Origin of the sequence: Clostridium saccharoperbutylacetonicum N1-4(HMT), assembly GCF_000340885.1 — a bacterium.
Lineage (GTDB): Bacteria > Bacillota > Clostridia > Clostridiales > Clostridiaceae > Clostridium > Clostridium saccharoperbutylacetonicum.
The window spans coordinates 1,524,582-1,547,876 of sequence record NC_020291.1 but is presented as its reverse complement, the minus strand read 5'-3'; the positions used below and the strand labels follow the sequence as shown (position 1 = coordinate 1,547,876).

The 23,295-nt window shown below is 30.9% G+C and carries 25 protein-coding genes; all 25 read right to left on the bottom strand.

The genetic code is table 11. The annotated features are described in order from the left end of the window. Positions 1–65: 65 nt before the first annotated feature. Positions 66–1,334 (bottom strand): nitrogenase component 1, encoded by a 1,269-nt coding sequence (locus CSPA_RS06905; protein ID WP_015391505.1) that lies wholly within the window; start codon positions 1,332–1,334, stop codon positions 66–68. Between the two features lie 4 nt (positions 1,335–1,338). Beyond that, complete coding sequence (locus tag CSPA_RS06900) at positions 1,339–2,787, bottom strand: nitrogenase component 1 (RefSeq protein WP_015391504.1); 1,449 nt, start codon at positions 2,785–2,787, stop codon at positions 1,339–1,341. 55 nt (positions 2,788–2,842) lie between these two features. After that, on the bottom strand, positions 2,843–3,595 hold the full coding sequence (locus CSPA_RS06895; protein ID WP_015391503.1) for an amino acid ABC transporter ATP-binding protein: 753 nt from the start codon (positions 3,593–3,595) through the stop codon (positions 2,843–2,845). A 23-nt stretch (positions 3,596–3,618) separates the two neighbouring features. After that, entirely contained in the window at positions 3,619–3,792 is a 174-nt protein-coding gene (locus CSPA_RS30010; protein ID WP_015391502.1) for a hypothetical protein, read from the bottom strand. After that, the gene (locus tag CSPA_RS06890; RefSeq protein WP_015391501.1) at positions 3,789–4,499 is read right to left on the bottom strand and encodes an amino acid ABC transporter permease; all 711 of its coding nucleotides are present in this window, start codon (positions 4,497–4,499) and stop codon (positions 3,789–3,791) included. Before CSPA_RS06890 ends, CSPA_RS30010 begins: the two co-directional genes overlap by 4 nt. A 16-nt stretch (positions 4,500–4,515) precedes the next feature. Continuing rightward, positions 4,516–5,202 (bottom strand): amino acid ABC transporter permease, encoded by a 687-nt coding sequence (locus CSPA_RS06885; protein ID WP_015391500.1) that lies wholly within the window; start codon positions 5,200–5,202, stop codon positions 4,516–4,518. Positions 5,203–5,220: 18 nt separating this feature from the next. Then, on the bottom strand, positions 5,221–6,045 hold the full coding sequence (locus CSPA_RS06880; RefSeq protein ID WP_015391499.1) for a transporter substrate-binding domain-containing protein: 825 nt from the start codon (positions 6,043–6,045) through the stop codon (positions 5,221–5,223). Between the two features lie 271 nt (positions 6,046–6,316). After that, positions 6,317–7,495, bottom strand: coding sequence for a M20/M25/M40 family metallo-hydrolase (locus CSPA_RS06875; RefSeq protein WP_015391498.1), 1,179 nt, complete (start codon positions 7,493–7,495; stop codon positions 6,317–6,319). A 27-nt stretch (positions 7,496–7,522) separates the two neighbouring features. Further along, positions 7,523–8,701: a M20 metallopeptidase family protein gene (locus tag CSPA_RS06870; protein ID WP_015391497.1), complete on the bottom strand. Its 1,179-nt coding sequence runs from the start codon at positions 8,699–8,701 to the stop codon at positions 7,523–7,525. Positions 8,702–8,748: 47 nt separating this feature from the next. Further along, on the bottom strand, positions 8,749–9,117 hold the full coding sequence (locus CSPA_RS06865; protein WP_015391496.1) for a peptidase dimerization domain-containing protein: 369 nt from the start codon (positions 9,115–9,117) through the stop codon (positions 8,749–8,751). A gap of 55 nt (positions 9,118–9,172) precedes the next feature. Beyond that, on the bottom strand, positions 9,173–10,057 hold the full coding sequence (locus CSPA_RS06860; protein ID WP_015391495.1) for a transporter substrate-binding domain-containing protein: 885 nt from the start codon (positions 10,055–10,057) through the stop codon (positions 9,173–9,175). A gap of 124 nt (positions 10,058–10,181) precedes the next feature. Next, on the bottom strand, positions 10,182–10,607 hold the full coding sequence (locus CSPA_RS06855) for a GNAT family N-acetyltransferase (RefSeq protein WP_015391494.1): 426 nt from the start codon (positions 10,605–10,607) through the stop codon (positions 10,182–10,184). A 75-nt stretch (positions 10,608–10,682) separates the two neighbouring features. Further along, positions 10,683–11,645: a glutathione S-transferase C-terminal domain-containing protein gene (locus CSPA_RS06850; protein ID WP_015391493.1), complete on the bottom strand. Its 963-nt coding sequence runs from the start codon at positions 11,643–11,645 to the stop codon at positions 10,683–10,685. A 71-nt stretch (positions 11,646–11,716) separates the two neighbouring features. Beyond that, on the bottom strand, positions 11,717–12,475 hold the full coding sequence (locus tag CSPA_RS06845; protein WP_015391492.1) for an amino acid ABC transporter ATP-binding protein: 759 nt from the start codon (positions 12,473–12,475) through the stop codon (positions 11,717–11,719). After that, the gene (locus tag CSPA_RS06840; protein WP_015391491.1) at positions 12,472–13,212 is read right to left on the bottom strand and encodes an amino acid ABC transporter permease; all 741 of its coding nucleotides are present in this window, start codon (positions 13,210–13,212) and stop codon (positions 12,472–12,474) included. Before CSPA_RS06840 ends, CSPA_RS06845 begins: the two co-directional genes overlap by 4 nt. 146 nt (positions 13,213–13,358) lie before the next feature. Then, a complete protein-coding gene (locus CSPA_RS06835; protein WP_015391490.1) occupies positions 13,359–14,219 on the bottom strand; it encodes a transporter substrate-binding domain-containing protein in 861 nt (286 codons plus the stop codon). A gap of 23 nt (positions 14,220–14,242) precedes the next feature. Continuing rightward, positions 14,243–15,256: a glutathione S-transferase C-terminal domain-containing protein gene (locus CSPA_RS06830; RefSeq protein ID WP_015391489.1), complete on the bottom strand. Its 1,014-nt coding sequence runs from the start codon at positions 15,254–15,256 to the stop codon at positions 14,243–14,245. A gap of 37 nt (positions 15,257–15,293) precedes the next feature. Further along, positions 15,294–16,280 carry a glutathione S-transferase family protein gene (locus tag CSPA_RS06825; RefSeq protein WP_015391488.1) on the bottom strand — a complete coding sequence of 329 codons (987 nt, stop codon included), beginning with the start codon at positions 16,278–16,280 and terminating at the stop codon, positions 15,294–15,296. Between the two features lie 99 nt (positions 16,281–16,379). Then, positions 16,380–17,501, bottom strand: coding sequence for a 5-methyltetrahydropteroyltriglutamate--homocysteine S-methyltransferase (locus CSPA_RS06820; protein ID WP_015391487.1), 1,122 nt, complete (start codon positions 17,499–17,501; stop codon positions 16,380–16,382). 63 nt (positions 17,502–17,564) lie between these two features. Then, positions 17,565–17,996, bottom strand: coding sequence for a GNAT family N-acetyltransferase (locus tag CSPA_RS06815; protein WP_015391486.1), 432 nt, complete (start codon positions 17,994–17,996; stop codon positions 17,565–17,567). A 256-nt stretch (positions 17,997–18,252) separates the two neighbouring features. Continuing rightward, complete coding sequence (locus CSPA_RS06810) at positions 18,253–19,371, bottom strand: M20/M25/M40 family metallo-hydrolase (protein ID WP_015391485.1); 1,119 nt, start codon at positions 19,369–19,371, stop codon at positions 18,253–18,255. Between the two features lie 143 nt (positions 19,372–19,514). Continuing rightward, a complete protein-coding gene (locus CSPA_RS06805) occupies positions 19,515–20,483 on the bottom strand; it encodes an ABC transporter ATP-binding protein (protein ID WP_015391484.1) in 969 nt (322 codons plus the stop codon). A 26-nt stretch (positions 20,484–20,509) separates the two neighbouring features. Next, positions 20,510–21,478 (bottom strand): ABC transporter ATP-binding protein, encoded by a 969-nt coding sequence (locus CSPA_RS06800; RefSeq protein ID WP_015391483.1) that lies wholly within the window; start codon positions 21,476–21,478, stop codon positions 20,510–20,512. Between the two features lie 4 nt (positions 21,479–21,482). Then, positions 21,483–22,334, bottom strand: coding sequence for an ABC transporter permease (locus CSPA_RS06795; RefSeq protein WP_015391482.1), 852 nt, complete (start codon positions 22,332–22,334; stop codon positions 21,483–21,485). Between the two features lie 5 nt (positions 22,335–22,339). After that, complete coding sequence (locus tag CSPA_RS06790; protein WP_015391481.1) at positions 22,340–23,293, bottom strand: ABC transporter permease; 954 nt, start codon at positions 23,291–23,293, stop codon at positions 22,340–22,342. Between the last annotated feature and the right edge of the window lie 2 nt (positions 23,294–23,295).

Genomic DNA, 23,295 nt, shown 5'->3' with positions numbered 1-23,295 from the left:
AAAGAAAATAATAGTCAAAGACGCAAAATAGACGAGCATACTGGTCTATTATTTTTTGAATATGCCTAATTATTGTTATACAGATCTTCAAGAAAAGTTAAACATCCTTTATATCCTGCATAGCCCTTATTAAGAATAAGTGCTTCTGTCGATGGATTAGATACTGTTACTGTAAAAATATCAAGTTCGATTCCTATTTCTTTTTCAAAGCTACTTCCTAAAATTAAAGTTGCTTCATCTTGAGCCTCTCGTATAATCTCACCTATTTTCCATTTATCATTTTCAAAAATTATTTGAGGTTTTCGTGCATATTCTAAATTATTTAATTCATTTTCTATTTCTTCTCTATTTTCTTTTGGCACATCATCAGTAATTATTGAAATTAAAGGAATTTGTCCATAGTCGTTAACCAAAAATCTATTTAACCCTAATACCACATTTGAATCACCCACAATTATAAACCGATATGTTTTTAGCATTACATTAATATACTCATAATAACTATAAACATAGTCCTCTTCTTCTTTTATAACACTTAAAACAAGTTCTTCATCTATTGGAATATGCTTAGCTAATCTCTTTATAAAATCTGATGTAGCTGTCGGCCCAATTGGAAGCCCTTCATATCTAAAAGTATCTATATCAAATTCATTTTTATAAATATCTGATAACTCTTTTAAAAGCCAAGGAGAAAACACTATATTTAAACTAGCTTTTGAAGATGCTTTTATATTTTCTATACCTTGATTTTCAGTAAAAAACGTATTTACTTTTAATCCGAGTCTTTTTAATATTCTTGTAATTTCTTCAATATTCCCTTTCCAGGTTATATCTTGAGTTGGCACTATTCCAAAAATGTTTACTGTTTTTGCTTCTTTTTCAGAACTTTTTTCTACAAATTGCTTCACAAGTTCAGTTAAAGAAACTTCATATCCAAAATAAGAATCTCCTTTAAAGCCAGAGGTCTCAATATAAGCTATTGGAATATCTTTCTTTTTAAATTCTTCTACCAAATTTTCTACATCATCACCTATAATCCCTGAAGTACAACCTGTAAGTACTGCATATAGATCTCCATCCATTACTTCTAATGTTCCTTCTATTGTTTCTCTTAATCTATTAATACCCCCAAAAACAACTTCTTTCTCAAACATATTAGAGCTTGGACACCCAGTTCCCCCACCAACATATCCTGATTTTACACCTATTGAAGCTTGAAGCCCACAACCTGGTCCTGCATGAAGAATAGGTATTGTTTTACCTAATGCTGAAAAAACACCAATAGCACCATTTAACGCACATAAAGATCTTGGATTTTCCACGTAATTTTGCATTAGTTTACACCCCCTCCTTTAAATACTTAAATGCATTTTCTTGATACCAAGTTTCTTTATAAGGAAGTTTTTTATGTTTTGCAAGCTTAATATTAAAGCCTGGATTTTCAATTGAATTTTGAATTTTTCTTCCTAAATAAATTAAACCATTATAACCAAAAGTCGGTCTCTTAGCTTCAAGGATGTGTGTTGATGGAATTCCGAGTTTTGATACCCAATTAGACATTCCCAGGAAAAAGTCAGGTTTTAATTTATTAACAAGATTAACCTGCTCAAAAGGCTGCATATTAGCTATATCAATAATAAAATCCCCTCCATGAATTTTTTCTAATTCATCAAAGCTTTCAATAAAAGCTTCCTCATAGGTAGGTGTTTGTATACCAACAAGCTTCATCCCAAAATCTTCTATTAGACTTGCCGCTGCAATCCCTCTTCCTGTTCCTGCACATATAAATACTTTTTTTCCCTCAGTAAGCTTTCTAATTTCAGTAATTTCTGGAATAACTTTTTTATGCTGCTCTTCTATATATTTTAGAGCTATATCTTCTTTCCCAACTAATTTTGCTACTGATAAAAACCAGTCATCAGTACTTCTTATACCTATTGGCATGCCAGTTACAGAATAAGGAATATCATATTCATTCTTTAAATATTCCATAAATTCATCTGCAAATACTTGGCATATAGCTACTGAATATTCAGCTTTAACTATTTTTCTAAGTTTTTCAACACTTGAATAAAAAGGAATGTAATTTACATGTAGTCCTAATACATGTAATAATTTTTCTATTTCAAGCTGATCCTTATATCCTATAGATGTAGTTGCAAAAACATTAATTAACCCTTTTTCTTTTTCTGGTTTATCATCCTTCAATACATATTTGATTATTGAATTAAATACTGTATCAAAGCCTGTTGCAGGAACTTTTGATTTAAATCCTTCGCAATGTATTGGAACTATAATAGCATCTATTTCATTTTGTAAATTTGTTGCTACTGAATCAATATCATCACCAATTATTCCTGATGCACATGAAGCAAATATGAATATTATATTGGGATTATACCTTGAATTTAAATCGAGAACTGCTTTAGTTAGCTTTTCTTCACCTCCAAAAACAATATCTTTTTCATCTAAACTAGTGACAATATATCTAGCGTTTCTAATATTCTGAATACCCCGATGATATTGTCCCACTTTAAATCCATCATTCATAAATGATACACACCCTACACAACCATTTGGAGAATGAACCACAAATACCGCATCTTCCATAGACAACAGTGCTTGAATACTATTAATTTCTTGGCATTGAGTGGTTTGTGCAAAACTTCTTTCTGCATTTTTTAAACACCTCTTCTTAAAACTTCCCGAAAGATTATGACTGCACCCACCTCCTCCAGTAAGTGAATATTTTCTTTCTTCTCTATTTCTTTCAATTATCCTAGTCATTTTAATCACTCCTAAAATTATTGCATATACATCCTAACGTACCACTTTAAATAAGCTAAATTGTGTAATTCCACTCTGGAAGTATTCTCTTTAAAAATTGTTTAGTTCTTTCTTCTTTAGGATTTGTAAATATATCATTTGGCGAACCTTCCTCAACTATTACTCCTCCATCCATAAAAATAACCCTGCTAGCTATATCAGATGCAAAAGACATCTCATGAGTAACTACAATCATAGTAATTCCTTCTTTTGCAACATTTTTCATTACAGAAAGTACTTCTCCTACAAGTTCTGGATCTAATGCTGAGGTTGGTTCATCAAATAAAATCACTTCTGGATTAAGTGCAACAGCACGTGCTATTCCAACTCTCTGCTGTTGCCCACCTGAAAGTTGAGATGGATAAAAATTATATTTATCATTTAATCCAACCTTATCTAAAGTCTTCTTGCTTATTTCCTCTGCTTCCTTTTTTGGTATTTTCCTTGCAGTAACTAATCCTTCCATTACATTTTCAAGGGCTGTTTTATTACTAAAGAGGTTGTAGCATTGAAAAACCATTGCTGTTTGCCTTCTGATTTCTAGGATGTCTTTTTTATTTGCACTTTTAAAATTAACAATTTTCCTTCCTACTACCAGCTGCCCGTCATCTGCTTTTTCAAGAAAATTTATACACCTTAATAAAGTAGTTTTCCCTGATCCACTTGGACCTAATATTACTACTACTTCCCCTTTATTAACTTTAATATCAACCCCCTTTAAGACTTCATTTTTCCCAAACTTCTTATGAATCCCCTTTATTTCAATCAAAATTTCATCCCTTCTCTCTTTAACTAGTGATATTTTTCAAAATCATCCACTGCTTTATTACTAACTGTCTTTTTTTCTATTTCGGAATCATTATGCTCTCTGTAAAATGTACTATATGAACATATAAATGCAGCAATTATTAATATTAAAGTCAATAAATAAGTTTTTAAGAATTCTATTATATTTATTTTTTTCATAAACATTCACCTATTGTAAAACCTCTCAAATATTTTTCTATAATAAATGAAGCTTTTTCTATACATACACATAATGTCCAATATACAATTGCTGCTGCTATATAAGCCTCTAAAAACTTATAGTTTGCGGTCGCTGTTATTAAAGCCCCATTCATTATATCCACTATGGCTACTAAATAAGCTATAGAGGACCCTTTAATCAGCCCTATAAAATTACTACATAAGGATGGAATTATTACTGGTAATGCTTGTGGAATTATAATCCTTCTTAAAGTTTGACTTCTTTTTAAACCAACAGAGTAAGCTGCTTCAAATTGTCCTGTGCCTACTGAGATTAAACCTGCCCTTATTGTTTCTGAGATATTTGCAATAGCAGAAATTGATATTGCTACAATTGCTATATAAATACTATTTATATCCTTAGATTGAAAGTTCCAACCAAATTTAGCTGAAAAAATATCAACCAATTTTGGCACTTCAAAATAAACTATATATAGTATTAATACAAGAGGAATTCCTCTTATAATAACAACGAAAATCTGCACTAACTTACTCAAAACTTTAACCTCATATATTCTAATTACTGCAATTAATGTTCCTATAATACTTCCTATAATAAGAGGTATAGCAGCAAGCACCAAAGTAATAGGTATATATTTTATTGCTTCCCTTAAAGCTGTAATCATAAAACTTATATCAAAACTCATATTTCCACCTGCCAAACTATATTTTTTGAATATGCAGCTTTTTCTCTATTCCAGAAAAAAGCTGCTCTAGTAAAATAGATAATATAAAGAAAATAATTGCTGCTGAAACATATCCTTCTAAAGAACGATAAGTATTAGCTGCTATAGCATTAACCTTTCCCATTACATCTATTATTCCAAGTGTAAAAGCCAATGATGTATCTTGAAGAAGTCCTACTAATGTAATTCCAAGAGTTGGCAATATAATAATAACTGATTGAGGTGCAACTATTCTTGCGAAAGCCTGCAATTTTGTCATTCCAACTGAATATGCCGCTTCAACTTGTCCTATTGGAATATTTACTATTGCTGCTCTTATCATTTCTGCTTTAAAGGCAGCTGCATTAAGACCATAAGTAATTATAACGAAATATAATTTATCCCATCTATTTATGTTTATCCCTATCTTCATTAATAGCATTGGTAATCCATAATATACTATGAACATCTGTACAAGTATTGGTGTTCCACGCATAAATGATATATAAATAATAGAAATTTGATTTAGTACAGGTACGTTATATACTCGAAATAAGGCTAATATAATCCCAAAAATTAATCCAATAGCAGTTGCACTTAGTACAATCAATAATGTAATGTGAAGGCGAGATAATAATTGAGGCAAATATTGAAATATTAGATTAATATTAAAGTAATTTCCCATTTTATCTCTCCTTTTTCTCTATTCATTAGTTGTATAGTCTCCACCCAAAATTTTGATTGATATTTTTGCCAAAGTTCCATCAGCTTTTAATTCTTTTAACGCTTTATCAAACTCACCTTGTAATTTTGTATCCTCTTTTCTAAATACATAGTAAGTATTTGAGGTAGCTATAGGATCACCAACAGTTTTTAGCTTTTCTCCATAGGTTTGGTTGTAAGAATCTACTATCCTTTTAATTGATACGAATGCATCTATTCTTCCATCTTCAATATTTTTTATAGTAGTAGCTGCATCAAGTCCTGATGTATAAACAAGATTTATAGCATTGTTATGTTCTTTGTTATATTGTTCTAACATATACGCATCATTACTTCCTGCACTTGTTTGTACTTTTTTACCTTCTAAATCCTTAATTGACTTTATATCTGTTCTATCTTTTCCAACAGTAATTCTTAAAATAAAATTTGTATAACTTTCAGTACCAAATAAATATTTAGATTCACGCTCTGGATTTTTTTCAAATTGATGTGCTCCTACATCTACCTTATTTGATTCTAAACTGAGCAATATGTTTTTGAACTCAAGTTGATTAAATTCAAATTTATATTGTGGTAGCTTTTTATTGATTTCCTTAAGCACTTCGATTTCATACCCTGAAAGATTTCCACTATCATCCAAGTAGCAATAAGGCTTGAAAGCATTTCCTGTCCCTATTACTATTGTTTTAGGCTCTCCTCCAGATTTGTCAGTTTCTTTTTCATTAGCATTCCCCCCACATCCAACTAATACCGTGGTTGATAATAATATTCCTACAATTGCTTTAATAAATTTTGATTTTTTCATTTTATAATCCCCCTTTTTTTATTACGATATGTTTACTTGGTTTTATATGATAAAAAAGAGACATCAGACAAAATTATTACTAATTTTATCTAATGCCTCTAGTTTACTAGTCAGCTTAATTCAAAGTCTTCTTATAATTTTTATAGAGATATCATCGATGTTCCATTCTCAATTATCAATTAACATCGAAATCCTTTCAATATTTCTTGAATAGAAATGTACACTCTTAATTAAAACTTATCTATGATAGTTAATTTTACTATATTGTAAATTAACTAAATTCCTCTGAAAGTTCTATAATTGATTTAGTTAATATTTTTGCACGTTGTACTAATGATATAATTTCCGCTTTTTCTCTTAATGTATGATGATTTTCTCCACGAACTCCAGTTTGGCACAATACAGGTATCCCTAATCTATATGCAAAGACAGCATCTGATCCACCACCTGCAAAATAAGGTTCATTTCTTTCGTATCCTAAAGAAGCCGAAACCTCTGCATAATGATTGAATAATTTCATATTTTTATCATTAGGAGTCATTGGAGCTTCTGGCTGATTATATGAAGATATTGTTGAATGCGTTCCTTGAACATATGATTTCTCTACAATTTTTTTAACAGCATTTATTGTAGTCGCTATTTGGCTTTCACTTTTAAATCTTATATTAACACCTATCTTACAATTACCTGGTATTGCATTAGAAACAGTCCCACCTGATATTACACCACAATTAACTGTAGTTCCTGTTCCATCAATATCCGTTAATTTCTCTAATTCAATAATTTTATGCGATGCTTCTAATATTGCACTTCTACCCTTATCTGGATCATTACCAGAATGAGCTGCTATCCCCTTAATATTAATTTCAAAAACATACGATGATTTTCTACCAACAGCCAATCTTCCATCAATTGGCCCACTTTCACAATTAAAAACAGCAGCAGCACCTTTTAGTTCATTTATTATTACTTCTCCATTATCTGAAAATCTGTGTCCTATCTCTTCATCACCTGTAAAAAACAATTTAATAGGCCTCTTATTGTACCCACTCGCGTTTAATGCATTTACAACTAATATTGCTATAATCAATCCACCTTTACAATCAAATACACCAGGACCATATAAAAATCCATCCTTTTCCGTGACAATAGGTTCTTTAAAGGTTCCTAGTTTATGGACAGTATCCATATGTCCCATTAAAACCACACCATTATTTTTTTCTGTAAAATGTTCTGTTTCTGCCACTAAACTATTTCCTGAATTTTCAAAAGTTATGATCTTAGTAGCTAACCCACTTCTCTTACAAATATCTGCAAGTAATTCTGAAACTTTATCAATACCAGGCTTATATTCAGATGGACTCTCTATTTTAGAAATATCAATCCATAATTTCTTCATCTCTTCTGACTTAGCGTCTATATATGAAAAAGCCTTTTGAAGTTCACTCATTACCATCACCTCTTAATCTGTATTTATTTAACTTATTTTATCATGTTCACTTAAATACTCAAATGCATAGTTAATTAAAAACTCAACCCCATACTTTAATACTTCCTCATTAATTAAAGTTTTATCAGTATGTAGATTTCTATAAACTCCATCTACTGCCCCACCTACATGTGCGAAGACACCTGGTATGGTTTTTTGATAAATTGAAAAGTCTTCACCACCCATAAATGGCTTGCTGCTAAAAATAGAGTCTTCTCCAAAACTATCTTTTATTATTTTGATAGCCCTATCAGTACTTTCTTTTTCATTATTTACAGCCTCTCCTGGACCCCATAATTCTATACCTACCTCTGCCCCATATGCTCTTGCAATATTTTGAGGAATATTCGCAAAAATCCTTTTTAAGGTATCAAAATTTATCATATTTAAAGTTCTAAAATTATATGATATTTCTGCCGCATCTGGAACTACGTTAGTTTCTGCTCTAGCTTTTATAATGGTAGGCACTAATACAACCTGCTGATTACTAGGAAATTCATATGCTACTGCTGCATTAATAGCTGTTACTATTTGTCCCATCACTATTAGTGCATTTACTGATTTTCCACTACTTATAATATCCCCACCCTTTCCTAAAACCTTTATTTTTGCACCAGCTCCATACGATGTTTGTATCCCATACCCAAGTGTAAATTTTCCTAAATCTAATTCCTGACTCACATGTAATCCCACTATGTTATCAACATCATTTAGAAGTCCAGATGACATTATGTTTCTTGCACCAACTCCTATTTCTTCACCTTCTTGAAAAATAATTTTAACAGTTCCATTAATATATTCTTTCAATTCATTTAATATTTTTGCTGTACCTAACATAAATGCTGCATGACAATCATGTCCACACGCATGCATTACACCTTTATTCTTAGATGCAAATTCAGCCCCTGTATCTTCCTGTATTGGTAAAGCATCAATATCTCCTCTAAGTGCTAAAGTCTTTCCTTCTCCATTTCCTTTTATTATTGCTACAATACTATTTTCTCCAGCAACTTCATAGGATACCTGAAACTTCTCTAATTCTTTTTTTATAAATGCTGCTGTTCCATATTCTCGACAACTCAATTCAGGATACATATGGAAATGCTTTCTTACCTCAATTAGATATTCATAATTATCTAGTACTTTTTCTCTAATATTTCTACTCAACCATATTTCATCTCCTTATTCTTTTCCATATAATTCAACTTTTATGACTAGGAATTTTTAAATGATATCAGAGCATTAGCATCATATAATGAACTAATAGCCTCTGAAGTTCTAGATATCAAATCATATAATATTTTCGAATGTGAGGATTTTACAAAAGTACCTCTATAAATAATCTTAGCTTCTTCTGGAATTATATTTTCCTTTGTTCCTGCTTCAAATGCTGTTGGAACTAATGTAAACTCATCAAAGCTATCAAATTGATAAGCCAATTTTGCATTTATCGCATTTATAATCTCAAATCCTATTATAATTGGATTTCGAGTTTTATGTGGTGTTGAACTATGACCACCTTTCCCTTTGATATCAATTTCCACATGAAATCCCAACTTATTTTTGCTTGCTATTTCATTCATTATCTATTCCTTTCCTACCATCATCTATAATTCATTTCACATATAAATTTAGTAATTACTTGGCAGTCTTTTGATTTTCCTTCTCTACCTTAATATCTTCTAATGTAGGAGTGTAATCTTCACCATTGAAATACTTCTTACTAATTTTTAATATTGTTCCATCAGTCAATGCAGCTTCAAAAGCATCATCCATTTGCTTTGCCAATTCTTCCTGTCCTTTTGGAACCACGAAGAAAGTTGCTCCACCTTCTGAAAATTCTTCTTTAGGAATATCTATTAACTTTAAATTTTTTAAACCTCTATCCTTTATTTGTTGTTCTAAAGAAATTTTTGTAAAAAAATCAAAATCAATTTTACCATCTGATACATCCTGCACTGTATTATCTGTATCTACATATTGCACTGTCACCTGTTTATCTGGATGACTTTCATTGTATTTTTTATACCAGCCTGCGTTAAAAGAAGATGCATTCTCTTCTGTTGAATGTCCTCCTAAATCCTTAATTGACTTAATATTATAATTATCACTTCTTACTAAAATAGCTCTTTTAGCAAAATTCATTTCATCCGTATATATATACTTTTTTGCTCTCTCAGCATTGAAACCCAAATGATTAAAGCCAACCTGAAAACGCCCTGAATCAAGTCCAGCAAAAATTGACGCAAACTCAGTTTTTTGAATTTCTAATTCATATTGAGGAAGTCTCCTAAATATTTCTTCCAATACTTCAGTATCATATCCAATCACCTTACCATTACTATCAGTGGTTATAAAAGGAGCTGGCGATGCACTGGTAGCCGCTACAATCTTTTGTTTTTCTTTTACTATCTCGGTACTACTTTTTTGTACTGATGAATTGCCACAAGCTACTAATACCCCAATAGTAGTCACGCAAGTTAATAACAATAATATCAATTTCTTTAATTTTTTTATGGTCATAGCCCTTTTCCTTCCTCATATTATTTTTATAAAAAAACTGGAGGTTTTGAACTTTGCAATATGCAACGTCAAAACCTCCAGTTATCTAGTCAGTTTTAATTCTTTGATTCTACTAAAGATACAATCAAATAAATCCCATATTCTTAAGTTCTTCAAGATGATCTTTATTATACATAGCCATTCCAGTTTTCATCTTCGAAAAACCTAATTTTTCATAAAATTCAATTGTTTTAGGATGTGTATATAAAATAATATTACATTGCTTTACCTGTTCAATAAGCTCATCAATTATTTTTTTCCCTAATCCTTTTCCTTGATATCTTTCATCTAGTGCAATATTATAAATTGCAGCTTGACATATTCCATCTGAAATAGCTCGTCCAAATCCTATCAGTTCTTCATCCTCAAAGAGAAATACAACTGCATAACTCCTTTCAAACACCTTTTGCTGAGTTTCAGCATCAAGGTCACTTAAGCCAAAATAAGATAGTAATTCTGAAACTTTTAACCAATTAATATTCTCTGTAGTTTTCTGTATTTTATAGCCCATTTTTATACTCTCCATATAGCATTTGAAACTTAGTAAAGTAAAATTACTTTACTTGTGCCCAAAATTTATTTTATACTAAAATCTATCTCTGCCATGAGGTTTATTCCATACAGATAGATCCGGACCCTTTGGCAATAAGCTGTGTATATTTCCAAACAAAGCTTTTAAATGAGGTGATAAATGATAGCTATTTTTAATAAAATCAAAATCTGTTGTATCACCTATACCAGGAGTTTGATGTAAATCCCTTGCATAATCCCACAAGTTTTTATAATCAACAATTCTATTTCGATTAGCTCTAAATATTTGATAATATACTGAATCAAATCTCACAAGAGTTGTGTATAAGCGAATATCTGAATCTGTTATTCTATCTCCAAAGAGATATCTTTGATTTTCTAATCTTTCCTCAAATTTATCTAGAGTTTCAAATAACTTATCATATGCTCTTTCATATGCTCCTTGGGTGTGTGCAAATCCAACCTTATATACACCTGTGTTTATATCACTGTATATAATTTTATTTAGCTTATCTATTTCTTCTCTTAATTCTACAGGATACAAATCTGGCGCATCTTCTTTATGGTAAGATGCCCAAGCTGTTTCTAAAATAGTAGTTAAATTAAAATTATCATTATTAACACCTTTGCCTGTAATCGTATCTACTATAATTGGAACCGTAGGACGCCCTGGATAATTAGGATTTTCTTTTTCATATATATCACTTAAATAATGAATTCCAAGTATTGGATCTCTTTCATCCTTATCCAAACTGAAAACCCAGCCTTTTTCTGTGCGATATGGTCCTGCTGCTCCTATGCTAATTACTTTATCTAAACCTAAAAGTTTGAGAACAATCACCACTTTATGAGAATGAGGGCAAGCAGGCATCCAAATCAAACGATAACGATTTGGTTCAATTGGCCATTCATCTAGTTTATCTCCAAATTTCTTTGTAAAAATATTATCTTGTTGAATAAAGGATCCATCTTTTTGTATTTCCTTTGAAAAAGTTTTAAACTTCTCAAATTCACTCATTATTATCACTTCCTAATATTTATATATAATTTTCTATTCAATGCTTTATAGCCTCGATTTCGGTTTATACATTAAATTTCATATTCTGGAACTTTTGAATAATATATCTTTGAAATAAATTCTTTGGCTCTATCACTCTTAGGATTTTGGAATACCTCTTCTGGTGTTCCATCTTCTATTATTTTTCCCTTATCAAAAAATAGCACGCGATTTGCTACATTCCTAACAAAGTTCATTTCATGAGATACAATAATCATTGTATTACCTTCCAATGCTGTTGCTTTAATAGTTTCTAAAACCTCACCTACAAGTTCTGGATCTAAAGCCGACGTTGGTTCATCAAACAATAGTATTTTAGGATTCATTGCTAATGCTCTTGCAATAGCAACACGTTGCTGTTGACCTCCTGATAATTGCTTTGGATAATAATTAATACGGTCAGCTAAGCCCACTTTCTTTAATTGCTCTATAGCAATCTTCTCAGCTTCTGGTTTAGAAATTTTTTTTACTATTACTAAACCTTCCATAACATTTTCTAAAGCTGTCTTTCTTCTAAACAAATTGAATTGTTGAAATACCATTGCAGTATTCTCTCTGATATTTATTGTATCTTTTTTAGATTTTTTTGTAACATCAACCTCTAAGTCCTCTATTTTTATAACTCCTTTTTCAGGTTGTTCTAATAAATTTAAACATCTTAATAGTGTTGATTTGCCTGTTCCAGATGGTCCAATGACAGCCACGACATCACCTTTTTTTATTTTTAAATCAATATTATCAAGAACAATATTATTATTAAATTTTTTTGATAATCCATTAATTTCTATCATGAAAGAACACCTTCCTTAGCAATTTGATTTTGTATACTATCTGGAATACTCATCCTTTTCTCAACAAATCTTATAATTTGTTCTATGATAATTGTTAATACCCAATAAATAATTGCTAATGAAACATATACTTCAAAATATCTGTAATTAGATCCAGCTAAAATCTTTCCTTGTGCTGTCATCTCAACAACTGAGCATACAAAGGCTAATGAAGTTCCTTTAAGCAAACCTATCAATGCATTCCCCAAAGTTGGAAGTGCTACAACAAATGCTTCTGGAATTGTTATTCTTCTTAACACCTGCAAAGAAGTCATTCCAAGAGAATGCGCTGCTTCAGTCTGTCCTTTATCAATAGATTGAATAGCTGCACGAATGCTTTCTGAATTATATGCTGCCTCATTTAATGAAAATGCAACTAATACAAAAAGTAATGAGGGAATATTATTTAAATTGTAATTTGTTCCATTGTAATAGTTATAATATTTTAGAAGAATTGGTATTCCATAATAAGTAAGGTATAACTGCACTATAATAGGTGTTCCTCTTGTAAATGATACAAATACAGCAACAACTCTTTTTAATACAGGTATTTGTTTTATCTTAACAATTGCCACCATAAGACCTATTATTAATCCAAAAATCATTGATAATATTGTAATTTCCAAAGTCATAGGTAGATATTTCAATAATTCTGGAATTTCAGTAAACACAAGTTTAAAATCAAAAATATTAGGCATTTTTAAACCTCCCCAGTTAATGAAAAATAATAGCTTTACAGTATGATTTACATTTTATTAATCATATGATTAACCGATTTATTTATTTCAAGGTATCAATTAACCAAAGGTATATAATCATACTGCTCTATTATTTTGATTACATATTAATTTGACTTTGGACTAAAATCATCTTTAAAATACTTTTCACTTATTTCTTTAATTTTTCCATCTTTAACCACTTCAGCTAAAGCCTTATTAACATCTTTTGTTAACTCTTCTCCCTCTGCTCCTTTTCCTATTAATAAATAGCTGTATGGAGTTCCTATTAAGTCCGAATCTTCTTTAGTCAATTTTATAGTTTTTATTTTCAAGCCATATTGGTCAATGTATTGCTTTAGCATTGCTGCATCAATTAATTGAAAATCAAATTGCCCACTTTCTATATGTTGCAAAGTTGGCAGTATATCTGCATCTGTATAATTAATTACAACTGGTTTATCGGAATGGTTTTTATTATAATTTTCAAGTGCAGTTGCATAATTAGTTCCTGTATTGACTTCCGTTTTCTTTCCTAGAAGGTCTTTAAATGAATTAATATCCTTATTATCACTTGCTACAGCAATAACGTATTGATTTTGAAATATTGGATCTGAATATATATATTTCTGTTTACGTTGCTCATTCATAGCAAAATTGTTTGCACCAATTTGATAACGTCCTGAATCCAAACCTGCAAATATTGAGGTAAATTCTGTCTTTTCAAATGAAATATCATATTGCGGTAATTTTTCAAAAATTGCTTTTACCACATCAATATCATAACCAGCCACATTATTACTGCTATCAACATAAGAGAATGGTTTTGGCATTCCACCTGTTGCTATTGTAATTTTCTTTTTTGCTTCTCCATTACTGCTTTTTGAAGTACTCGCATCATTTTTTTGGCCACAACTTACCATTGTAAAAGCTAATGTTAATAAAACAGTTATTAATATTCCTAATTTTTTATTTATCCTTTTTTTCATTAAAATTTCCCCTTTTCGTTATGTTAGTTTTTTTTATTTATTAAAAGTTTATTTTTAGGATCTTTACTTAATTTTTCTCTATAATGAGTCTCTCCCCAAAGACCTTCAAAATCAATCTTATCCCAAAAACGCGTATTATAGTCCACAAAAATTGTATTTGTATCCCCGTGACTTTCTGCTAAATCTCTAAGATACGTATTATTTTTAAAGGCTGGTATGGCATATAAATCACGAGCATACCCCCATATATTTTTAAAATCAACTATACGTCCACGTGTTGGCCCAAGCCTTCTATAATAAGCTATATCAAACCTTGCTAAAGTTACAAAAAAGCGTACATCACTATCTGTTACATAATCTCCAAATAGAAATCTATTACTCTCAAGACGCTTTTCAAGTTCATCCAAACCTTTATAAAAATTATCATAGGCTTCTGTATAAGCTTCAATAGATTGAGCAAAAGCTGCTTTATAAACACCATTATTCACATTATGAAATAACCATTCATTAAATTTATCTATTTCTTCTCTTAAATCTTCTGGATATAAATCCGGTGCATCTTTTTTATGAAATGCTGCAAAATCCACTTCAAAATAATTAGTCAATCTATGATAGTCATTATTAACAACCTTTTTTGTTTTAATATCTACTAGTGCTGGCACTGTTGAACGTCCTTTATACTCAGGATCACCATTTTCATACAATTCACTTAGAAATTGAACCCCTAAAATTGGATCAGTATTATTTTCGTCATATACAAATTCCCAGCCTAAATCGACTTCTTGTTTATCCCTTCCTACCAAGTTAACACTTATGGCATCTATACCTAACAATTCCCTTACTATTGCAGCCCTATTTGACCAATTACATCCTTTTGCCCAAATCAAACAATATCTATCAGCTTCAACTGGATTTTGATTTTCTCCATCACCGAAAGCTCTATCAAAATGATTCTTTTGTCTTACAAAAGCACCTCTTTCGTCAATTTCATTTTCTGTTTCCTTAGGACGAGGTCTTACTATATTTTTATCTGACATAATTTCAACTCCAATTCTATTTTAAAATTTTAACTATCTATTTTATAAATTTTTCTCTATCATGTGGTGTATTCCATATAGATACATCCGGTCCCTTTGGCAAAATCTGATAAGGGTTTTCTGCGTGATTTCCTAAATTATATCCCCTTTTTATTGCATCAAAATTTGTAGTGTTTCCAAATCCAGGTGTTTGATATAAATCTCTAGCATAAGCCCATAGATTAGGAAAATCAATAATTCTATTTCTATTTACACGAAATACTAGATAATATGCTATGTCAAATCTAGCTAAGGTAACATATAATCTAATATCAGAATCAGTTATTTTATCTCCAAATAAGTAACGCTGCTTTGATAATCTTTCTTCTAAATCATCTAATCTTGCAAAAAGTGTATCATATGCTTTTTCATAAGCTTCTTGTGATTGTGCAAAGCCTGCTTTATAAACTCCGTTATTTACTTCATGGAAAATAATATCATTAAGTTTATCAATTTCATCTCTTAACTCTACTGGATATAAATCTGGAGCACCTTTCTTATGAAATGGCTTCCATGCTGTTTCCCAGTAGTTAGTCAATTTAAAATAATCATTATTAACGACCTTTCCAGCTTTCACATCTACTACTGTTGGGACAGTAGCTCGTCCATCATACTCAGGATCTGTTTTTTCATAAATTTCTGGTAAATAACGAATTCCAAGCACTGGATCTACTCCACCTTCATCTAATGAGAATTCCCAGCCTTTCTCTGTTCTAACAGGGTTAGCTTCTCCTATACTTATTACATCCGTAAGACCTAATAAATTGAGAGCAATAATTTGACGATGTGCCCAGGGGCAAATTCCTGCCCATAATAATCTATATCTATTTGCTTCTACAGGAAGTTCATTTTCTCCATCCCCAAAAGGTGTTGTAAAACGATTTTTTTGTCTTACAAATGCTCCATCTTTACTGATTTCATGTGCTGATTCTGAAGTCGCTATTTTAGATTCACTATTTAAAACTGTTTGTTCACTTTTACTCATATTAATAACCTTCCTTTTTTAAAGTTTATATATTTCTATTTTTCTTATCGATTTAATAGGTTTTAAATCATGCCTTTACTATGAAATTAAACTAAATGATTATTTATCTGCCCATACTTCTTCTGAAATCTCTTTTATCAATTTAAGCTTCGCCCATTGCTCTTCTTCTGTTAATATATTTCCTTCTTCTGTTGAAGCAAATCCACATTGAGGACTTAGATAAAGCCTGTCCAAGTCTACATATTTAGCTGCTTCATGAATTTTTTTAATAATTTCTGATTTATTCTCTAATTCTGGTGTCTTAGATGTAATTAGCCCTAGAACAACTTTCTTATTTTTGCTTACATACCTTAATGGTTCAAAGCCTCCAGCTCTGTCTGAATCAAATTCTAAATAATATGCATCTACATTTTCTCTTCCAAATAATACTTCTGCTACTGGCTCATATCCACCATAAGTTGCCCAAGCCGATCTATAATTTCCACGGCATACATGTGTAGTTATTACTAAATCTTCAGGCTTGTCAGCTAAAACAAGATTATTTACTCTAACTTTCTCTTCCTTTCTTTCTTCATCATGACTCCTGTCTTGATCAAAGGAATTAGATCGTCCTTCAAAAAATTGTCCCCACGAACAATCGTCAAGTTGTATGTTTCTGCATCCCGCATTATACAAATCTTTAATCACTGTTTTATAAGCTCTTACTATATCTTGAATTAATTCTTCTTTTTCTGGATAAAATTCCTTTGTATTTTCTAGATTACCTGCCGATACCAATTGCAATAAAAATTGAGTTGGTGATGGAATTGTTTGACGTACTACAATATCTTTATCTGCAATGCTTTTTACAAATTTGAAATGTTCTATAAACGGATGATTTTCTCCGCTAATTTTTCCATTTAAAACAGCAGATTCTCCTCTTAGCATTTCCCCTTTAAACACATTCTTTTCATCAGTTGTTATTTTTTTCACTCCTTTAAGCCCCCAATAAAAATCAAGGTTCCACCAGCTCCTCCTAAATTCCCCATCTGTTGCTACCTTTAACCCAATACTTTTTTGTTTCTCAACCAATTCTTTTATTTTTTCATCTTCAACTGCTTTTAATTCTTCTTTTATAATTTCTCCTCTAGAGAATTTCTCTCTAGCTTCTTTTAATTCAGCTGGTCTTAAAAAACTTCCTACTATATCAAATCTAAATGGTACTTTATTTGTTTCACTCATTTTATTTTCGCCCCTATTCTTACTTAAAAATTAATTATTATTTGAGAGTTTATTTATTATTGTTTAGAATATTTTTTCTGTATTTACACATTCAAAAACACCATTTACTTCTCTCGTAGACCAATCTACTTTATATCCTAACTTTTCATAAAAGCCTATAGCCTCTATTCGACTTGAAATTATTATCTTATTTCCACCTTGTTCCTTAATCCAAGCTTCTGCTTCTAGTATAACTTGCTTTCCTACACCTGTTTTTCTGTAATCTTCAAGAACACATACTCGTTCAATTTTTCCTGTTTTTTCATCTATCCAGTTTAATCTACAAGTTCCTACTGGATATCTACCATTAAAAGCAACTATGTACTTTGTATTTTCTGTATCATGATCATCAATTTCTTGATCAAGTCTTATTCCAAACCCCTTAACCATAGCTTCTATCCGCACATTATAAGCGGCCGCCCTTTGCCAGTTCTCTGTAGTCCTAATTAATTCCATGAATTTTCCTCCCCAAATTTTTCTTAATTTTCCTTTACTTTAATTAATCTGTCCATAAAGCTTATAAAAAAAAGGAGACAAAACTATCCCCTAAAAATTTCAGAAGATAATTTTGGTCTCCAGTTTACTGGTCAACCTATTAAAACAAGTATTCCGACTTGTTTTGTATGAATTATATTGTTTTAATATTAAAACATTAAAATAAATTTGTCAATACACAAATGTGTAAATATTAAAAGTTTTCTATTAATTTTATTTACTCTTGTGAAATCATTAATGAAACTGTTAATTCTCCAATATTACATAATTCATTTATAGTAGTATATTCCTCACAGGAATGGCAGCTATTCATAGCATTTGCTATTACTAGACCAGTGAGGCCTTGCTTATTTAATATATTATTATCACTTCCTCCAAAAGTTTCCACTAAATTTGTTGGAAGTTTTAATTCATTTGAAGCCTTTTCAAACCTTCTTATAACTTGATGATTACTAGATGTTTCATATGCTTCACAATGAATTTCAACCTGGAAATCTATTGTAGCTCCAATTTTTTCAGCCGAATCAATGAACTTTTGTTTTATATTTTCTGATACATCAATAGCTTTTTTGTGGGAATAACTTCGTATTTCTCCCTTAACCACACATTGATTAGGCACTATATTGGTTGCAATCCCACCCTCTATTATTCCTATATTCACAGTTGTTTCTTCATCTATTCGTCCAAGCTTTATACTGTTGATGGAATTTGCAGCAGCTAAAATCGAGTGTATTCCATTTTCAGGAGCAAAACCAGCATGTGATGATTTCCCATTTATATTAATAGTAAATGATAAAATTGTTGGTGCTTTAAATGCTGCTGATCCAACGGCTCCAGATAGATCAAGAATATATGCTTCCTTTGATTTTATTTTGGAAAAATCAAACTTCTTAACCCCTCTGCAATATACTTCTTCTGCAATTGTAAATAAAACTTCTATTGGCCTATGTGAAATATTTTTATCTTCTATAGTCTGTAAAGCCTCTAATATTGCAGCTATTCCTGAATAATCGTCAGCCCCCAATATAGTCTCCCCATTGCTTCTAATTGTACCATCTTTATCAACTATAGCTACTTTTCCAGTACAAGGTTCAACTGTATCCATATGTGCACAAAATAATAATGGTTCTAGTGAAATATCCCCTTCTTTAAAGCCATATATATTCCCACAATTTCCATTAAAAAACTTTCCTGAATCATCTTCAGATATATAAAACCCAAGTGAAATCAAGCGTTTTTTAATATATTCTCCCATATTTTTTTCGGAATATGATGGGCTGTCTATCGATACTAGTTTAGTAAATTCTGAAATAATCCTCTCTTTATTGATTCGCATTAAAAAACCTCCTTATATTTACATGGAATTTACCATAAATATTAATATAATTTAATTATTTAAAATTTACACTATTTATTGGTATTATTGCATGTGTAAATATGTCTTTTCATATACTTGCCTATTGTTTCTTTAAGCATTTATTAGTATAAATGACATGTTACAAAATGACCATTTTCCACCTCTTTTGCAATTGGTGGAACTTCAGCACATATTGGTTTTGCATATGGACATCTAGTGTGAAATCTGCAGCCTGATGGAATATTAATAGGGCTTGGAATATCTCCTTCAATAACATCTCTAGTAGATTCTTTTGCCTTTATAGGGTCAGCTATTGGTATAGATGATAAAAGTCCTTTAGTATACGGATGAAGTGGCTTCTTATATAAATCATTACTTATTCCTATTTCAACAATACTTCCTAAATACATCACTCCTATCCTATCTGAAATATGCCTTACCATAGATAAATCATGTGCAACAAAAAGATAAGTTAATCCCATTTCCTTTTGCAGATCCTCAAGCATATTAACCACTTGGGCTTGTATTGATACATCTAATGCCGATATAGGTTCATCGCATAATACAAAGTCCGGATTTGTTGATACTGCCCTTGCAATTCCAATTCTTTGACATTGCCCTCCACTAAATTCATGTGGAAATTTTTCCATATCATTTTTTTTCAAACCAACCATCTCAAGCAACTTTTCAATTTTCTCTGCTCTTTCTGCTTTACCTAAGCTTGTATGTAAAGCTATAGGTTCATCAATCAGTTCTTTAACATTCATGTAAGGGTTAAGTGATGAATATGGATCTTGAAAGATAATCTGCATTTTTTTATAATATTCTCTCATTTGCTTTTTATTTAATTTTGCAATATTAGTTCCATCAAAAAATATATCCCCATCAGTCACATCATAAAGTCTTGTTATTGTTCTGCCTAATGTAGATTTTCCACATCCTGATTCTCCAACTAACCCAAAGGTTTCTCCTCTTTTAATGTCAAAGGAAACCCCATCTACAGCTTTTATTACAGTATTCTTAATAATTCCATTTTTAACTGGAAAGTATTTTTTTAAATCTTTTACTTTTATCAATATATCATTAGTCATATCTATTTCTTCTCCTTTCCAGCAAGTTAGGCAAAAAAACACCTACTCTTATGTGTTTCACTAAGATTCTTATATTCAGGCATTTTATTAAAGCACTCTGGCCTTGCAACACTGCATCTCTCTGCAAATGGACACCCTGCTGGGGGATTCAAAAGAGAAGGTGCTGATCCCTTTATTGGTTCAAGTCTAACTTTTTCATCACCTTGAACCTTTGGTATTGAATTTAACAATGCCTTTGTATAAGGATGTTTTGAGGAATAGAAAATTTCTTCAATAGTTCCTTCTTCCATTATTAAACCTCCATACATAACCGCAATTCTATTACATAGACTTGCTACTACTCCTAAGTCATGGGTTATAAGTATTACTGACATATTATTCTTATCTTTAAGGGACTTTAAAAGTGCTAATATCTGAGCTTGAATGGTAACATCAAGAGCTGTTGTAGGCTCATCCGCAATTAACAGTTTAGGATTACATGCAAGTGCCATTGCTATTAATACTCTTTGCCTCATACCTCCACTGAATTCATGAGGATACTGCTCAATTATTTTTTCAGGCATTGGTATTCCTACATCATTTAAGACTTCAATTGCCATTTTTTTAGCTTCCCTTTTCTTAACACCTTTATGTCTGACTAAAACCTCTATAATATGATCTCCTATTTTCTTTAAAGGATTTAATGCTGTCATAGGATCCTGAAATATCATTGCTATTTCTTTTCCCTTAATTTTTCTCATTTCTTTTAAGGATAAATTTAATATATTATTATCCTCAAATAAAACTTCACCAGAATCTATTTTAGCATTTTGAGGCAATATTCCCATTATAGATTTCATAAGAACACTTTTTCCACTTCCTGATTCCCCAACAACACCTAAAATCTCTCCTGATTTCACTTCAATATTTACCCCCCTTACAGCTTCTATTTTATTATTTTTACTGTAAAAGTTGGTTTTTAAATCTTCTACTTTAAGAAGCACTTCATTACTCATAATCCTATCTTTCACCTCCAGCTGTCTTAGGTTCTACAATTACTCTTAGTGTATTTCCAAGTTTATTAAAAGAATATATTGTAAGAATGATCAATACTCCAGGTAATATTGCCATATAAGCAGCACTTTGTAAATTAGCCTGTGCATTTTGAAGTAAGTTTCCCCATGAAGACATTGGCTGCTGAATTCCAAGTCCCAAAAAACTTAATGAAGATTCTGTCATTATAGCGTCAGCTATACTTGTTGTTGAAGCTATTATAATAGTTGGAAATACACTTGGGATAATGTGCTTAAATATTATCTTTTTTGAAGATTGTCCAATAGAAATCGCATATAATACATATTCCCTTTCTTTTATTGAAAGTGTTTCTGCACGCACAAGTCTTGCAATCTCCATCCAGGTAAATAAACCTATTACTATAATTATAGCTTGTAATCCCGGCTTTAAAAATATACTGATTACAGTTACAAGTATCAGCCAAGGAATAGATGATATTATATCAACAAAACGCATTAAAATATTATCTGTTTTTCCTCCAAAATATCCACTTATTGTACCAACCAAGACTCCTATTGAAGTAGATATTATCATTGCAAGAACTCCAACTATAAGTGATACTCTGCCCCCATATATAGTTCTAGTTAAATAGTCTCGTCCAAGTTCATCTGTACCAAATAGATGACTTAAACTTGGAGATTGCAGCATATTAGCTGTATCTGTTGCATCAGGGTTTATAGGTATTAAAAATACAAACACTGAAATAAATACTATAAAAATCAGAAAAATTATTGAAAAAATAGTACTCTTACTATTTTGAAGTTCATTTATAAAATTCTTTATTCGTCTATTTTCCATATAATTTATCTCACACCCCTTATTCTTGGATCAACCAAGCTATATAGTATATCCGATAATAAATTTCCTAGTATAACTAATGTTGATGATAGCACTAAAATTGCCATAACAACAGGATAATCCATTCCCTTAATAGCTGTTATGAAATATGGACCAACACCAGGCCATCCAAAAATAGTTTCAGTTATCATTCCTCCTGTTACAAGCATCGGTAATGCCATTCCTATCTTTGTGATTATAGGAAGTAATACATTTTTACATACATGCTTAAATAGTATTTCATGAGTACTTCCGCCAAAGGCATTTTGAACTGTTACATAATTTTGAGATATCTGGCCAATGGTTGAGGATCTTACATACCTTGTGAGTTGTGGCAAAAAGGCCATAGTTAAAACAACACAAGGCATTATAAAATGAACTAGAAAATCTGAAAAAGATTGCTGTCCACCAATAGTATTCATCCCCAATATAGGAAATATTGAAAGCTTATATCCGAAAATAAATATAATTATCATAGCAAACCAAAAAGTTGGTATTGCTATGCCTATTGAACAGAAACCATCAATTATTTTATCAATAAATTTATTTTTATTTGCTCCAGCTAATAAACCAAGAATTATTGAAATCACAACTGCTAATAAATATGAAGGTAAAACCAATTTTATGGTAGCTGGTATTCTTGCAGCTAAATCATTAGCTATACTCTCATGTGTAACTATTGAATATCCAAATTGTCCATTTAATATTCCTTTAAGCCATAAAAAATATTGAACATAAGCTGGTTTATCAAATCCATATTTTGCTTTTATTAGATTTACAGTTTTCTCTGGCATATTAGGTGTAGCCATAGCATCAATTGCATTATATGGAGCTAACTTAATAAATGTAAAACATATTATTGATATTATTAAAAGCAATGGGATAGCCTGTAGAATTCTCTTTAATATATATCTAGACATTA